The organism is Aeromonas sp. QDB56, from assembly GCF_027705505.1.
Classification (GTDB): domain Bacteria; phylum Pseudomonadota; class Gammaproteobacteria; order Enterobacterales; family Aeromonadaceae; genus Aeromonas; species Aeromonas caviae.
The window spans coordinates 1-4001 of record NZ_JAPDBZ010000217.1; the positions used below are offsets into that span (position 1 = coordinate 1).

Here is a 4001-nt window from a genome sequence, read left to right on the forward strand (position 1 = left end):
GCGCGAGCAGCTATCACCCAGTAATGGGGATCCCCCTCCTGTGACGCGAAGCGCTAAGGTGGGGGAGGATGTCAACGGCGTAGTGCCAGTAGTAGTCGCGGTACTCGTTGATGAGGCGCACCTTCACCGCCCCCGCCACCGGCTGGCCTTGCGCATCGAGGTTGAGGATCTGGAAGGGGAGCGGCTTGCCCCCTTCCACCCGCTCCGCCACGAAGTCGGCCTTGAGCGCAGGCCACTGGCTGCCCGCGGGCCAGCCATACTGGGTACGGCTGCGGTTGACGGCGCGGCCACCGGGTTCGGAGAGCGACACCCGATAAGCCACCTCCAGCGGCCCGAGGGCGCGCACCCCGTCGAGCTCATCAGCTAACGAAAAAGTCCCCTGCCCCTGCGCATCCAGGGTGAGACTCCGCGGCTCAAGATCCCTGGCCTGCTCGGCGAGCAGCACGTCACCCAGCGTGAACTCCTGCCACTGGGTAAAGGGCATGGTGGCGCGGCTTAACTTCACCTCCGCCTTCGCCTTGGTGGCACTCGCAGGTGCGCCGTAGAGATAGTCCCCTTGCAGCGGCAGAGTGAGGGCGGCGTCCAGACTCGTCACTTCCCCATCCGGCCCCTTGCCAAGCTGCAGTTTCAGCCGCTCCGGCAGAAACTCCTCCACCAGAAAAGGCCACTCGAAGCGGCTACCGGCGGCAGTCTTGAGGTTGATGGTCCAGCGCCCGAGCGGCGCATCATCCGGCAGATGCAGGCCGTAGTGGGCCGCGCCCAAATTGTCCGGCAGCAGGCGCTTTTGTTCGAGCAGTTGGCCGTCCGGCTGTTTCACCTCCAGCTCCACCGCCATGCCCGGCAGCAGCTGGCCATCCTGCCCCTTGAGCAGGATCTCGCTGTCGAGCCGCTCGCCGGGGCGATAGAGATCGCGCCCGCTGAACAGATAGAGCTGTTGGGCCTGCCAGGGCTGGGTGCCGAGATCGAAGGTGGAGAGATCGAGGGCCGCGCCATCGAGGCGCAGCACCGCCAGGTGGTTGCCCTGCTCGGCCAGCAGCAGGCGAGCCCCCTGCACCTGATCGAAGCGGCGATGACCTTGGGGGTCGGTGGTTTGCACCTGCAGCCGGTTGCCCTTCTGGTCGAGCAGGGAGAGCTGCACATCCTTGAGGGGGTCGGCGCGGGCCAGGGAGCTGACGAACACCTCCAGCTCATCGCGGTAACGGCGGGCACTGAGCCCCATGTCGCTCACCGCAAAGTAGGTGGTCTCCTTGCGCCAGTCGTAGTTGCCAAGGGGCGACATCACCGCAAAGTAGACGCCGGCCTCCGCCAGCTGCGGCTCCTTCACATTGATGAGGCGGGTCTCGCGCCGGTTGGCATCGAGCTCCAGCGCATAGCGGCCGCTGAACACCCGCTTGGCCCGCTTGGTGATCTGCTCAAGCTCCCAGTTGCCCATGCCGGCACCGGGGCGATACTCGGCCAGGAAACGGGGCAGATACTCCGCATCGACCCGGAAGAAGTCGATATTGACCTCGTCCACATTGACCGCGCTGATGGGCAGGCGCAGCTCGTCGCGCAGCGGCAATACCATGCCGCTCGCGGTAAAGGAGGCCCCCGCCTCCAGCGGCCGGGTCTTGAGGGTCCAGCGCTGGGGGGATGGGCCCAGCCCAGCCTTGAGGCTCACCTCGTAGCGTTTGTCGGGTTGCACGTTCGGGAAATAGAGGGTGCGGCCATCGTCGGCGAGGATCCACTCCCCCTGCACCTGCTTGCCCCCTTCACTCACAGAAAGCCAGCTCTGCCAGTTTGCCTTGGGCGCCAATGGGCCGGAGAAGACCAACGCCAGCGCCGGGGCATCCCGATACTGGCGGGCATTGGCCTGCACCACGGAGGCGGGCGCCCCCGCCTCCTGCCGGGCCATCGGGTCAGTCCTCGGCTCCTGGCTGACAGGCTTGTCGGGGCCGCAACCAGCCAGCAGCAGCGCCGCCAGCCAGGCCACACGGGGAAGACGAGTCACGGGGCAGGAGAGAGAGGTGCATGGTGTTCATCCCGGGTTGGATCGCCGCAGCGCAGGAGCCAATAGAATAAAGCGTCACTCCCGGGAACACCAACTGCCATGTCGGGCGGCATCGGCCCCTGATGAAGAAACGGGCCACTCACTGGAGTGGCCCGTTTGCTTACAGAGTGATCAATCGGGCCATTTCAGCCTGGAGGATCTACTCGGCGATCACCGTCTGCCAGGTCTTGAAACCGCCGCAGAGGTTCTTGACCCGAAAACCGTGCTGGCTCAGCAGGCGGCAGGCCACGTGACCCCGCAGTCCCACCTGGCAGCTGATGAGCAGCTCTTTATCCTTGGGCAACTCATCAAGACGGCTGCGCAGCTCGTCCAGAGGAATGTGCAGCGCCCCCGGAATGCGCCCCAGCTTGTCAAGTTCGGGGCCGTTTCGCACATCCACCACCTGCTGATGGGGGTGGCGAGCCTGCACCTCGGCTGCGTGGCAGAGCAGGGTGTCCCCCTTCAGGTGGTTGCTCGCCACGAACCCGGCCATGTTGATCACATCCTTGGCCGAGCCAAAGGGCGGCGCATAGGTGAGCTCCAGATCCTGCAGATCAAACACGGTGAGACCGGCGCGCTGGGCCACCGCCAGCACGTCGATGCGCTTGTCGATGCCATCCTTGCCGATGGCCTGGGCGCCGTAAATCTTGCCATCGGGGGCAAACAGCAGCTTGAGGCTGACCGGGTGGGCGCCGGGATAATAGCCGGCGTGGCTGCCCGGGTGGACATAGACCTTCTCGAACGGCAATCCCAACTGCACCAGCCGCTTCTCATTGAGGCCGGTGCTGGCCACCGCCAGATCGAACAGCTTGCAGATGGCGGTCCCTTGCGTCTTCTTGTAGGTTTCGCTTCGCCCCAGCATGTTGTCGGCTGCAATGCGTCCCTGGCGGTTGGCGGGGCCCGCCAGCGGGATCAGCACGGACTCGCCGGTGACGAAGTCGGTCTCCTCCACCGCGTCCCCCACCGCGAAGATGAAGGGATCCGAGGTACGCATCCCGGCATCCACTTTGATGCCGCCCCGCGGTCCCAGCACCAGCCCCGCCTTGGCGGCGAGCAGGGTCTCGGGCTTGACGCCGATGGCGAGGATCAACAGGCCGGTGTCGAGATGAGAGCCGTCGCTCAGGGTCAGGCGCAGTCCACCCCGTTGGGCGGTCGCCACGGCGGCGGTCTTCTCGGCAGGCACCTCCAGGCTCTCGATGGCAGCGAGGCCGGTGCGCAGGCGCAGATCGATGCCCTCCTCCCGGATACGGGCATGGAGCAGGTTGGCCATCTCTTTATCCACCGGCGCCATCACCTGATCGGAGAGCTCAAGCAGGGTGACATCCAGCTTGCGCTGGTGCAGCGCCTCCATCATCTCCAGCCCGATGAAACCGCCCCCCACCACGGTGACGTGGCGGGGCTTGTCGTGCGCCAGCGCCGCCAGGATGCGATCCATGTCGGGAATGCTCCGCAGGGTGTGTACCCCCGGGCTCTCGATGCCGGGGAAGGGAGGCCGGATGGGGGCAGCGCCCGGGCTCAGCAGCAGCACGTCGTAGGCTTCGCGCCGCTCTTCGCCGGTGAGCCGGTTGCGCACCAGCAGGCTCTTGCCGGCCCTGTCTATCTCGATGACGTCGTGAAACACCCGCACATCCACGTTGAAACGGCGCTTGAAGCTTTGCGGTGTCTGCAGCAGCAGGGCATCCCGATCCGGGATATCCCCCCCGATGTGATAAGGCAGACCGCAGTTGGCGAAGCTCACGAACTCGCCCCGCTCGAACATCACGATCTCCGCCTCTTCGCTCAAACGGCGGGCACGGGCGGCGGCGGACGCCCCCCCGGCCACACCACCCACAATCAGGATCCGTTTCATCTGCAAGACTCCACTCAACAGGAAATGACCAATAAATTAGACTTATCTCATATACAGGACCTTAAGAAAACACTTCATTTGAAATTCCTTCTAAGGTCCTGTTCTGTATCGATTTTCGCTGCT

General features: G+C 65.0%; 1 protein-coding gene and 1 pseudogene. Both read right to left on the reverse strand.

Annotation, left to right across the window (positions count from 1 at the left end):
• Nucleotides 1-76: 76 nt before the first annotated feature.
• Nucleotides 77-1990, reverse strand: a pseudogene (locus OKB81_RS19665) (MG2 domain-containing protein); the annotation flags it as partial.
• Nucleotides 1991-2189: 199 nt separating this feature from the next.
• Nucleotides 2190-3878, reverse strand: a complete 1689-nt coding sequence (locus tag OKB81_RS19670; RefSeq protein WP_270670525.1) for an FAD-dependent oxidoreductase — start codon at nucleotides 3876-3878, stop codon at nucleotides 2190-2192.
• Nucleotides 3879-4001: the final 123 nt, after the last annotated feature.

Coding starts and splice junctions, on each gene's coding strand:
- OKB81_RS19670 (WP_270670525.1), bottom strand. CDS start 3,878: ATGAAACGGATCCTGATTGTGGGTGGTGTGGCCGGGGGGGCGTCCGCC.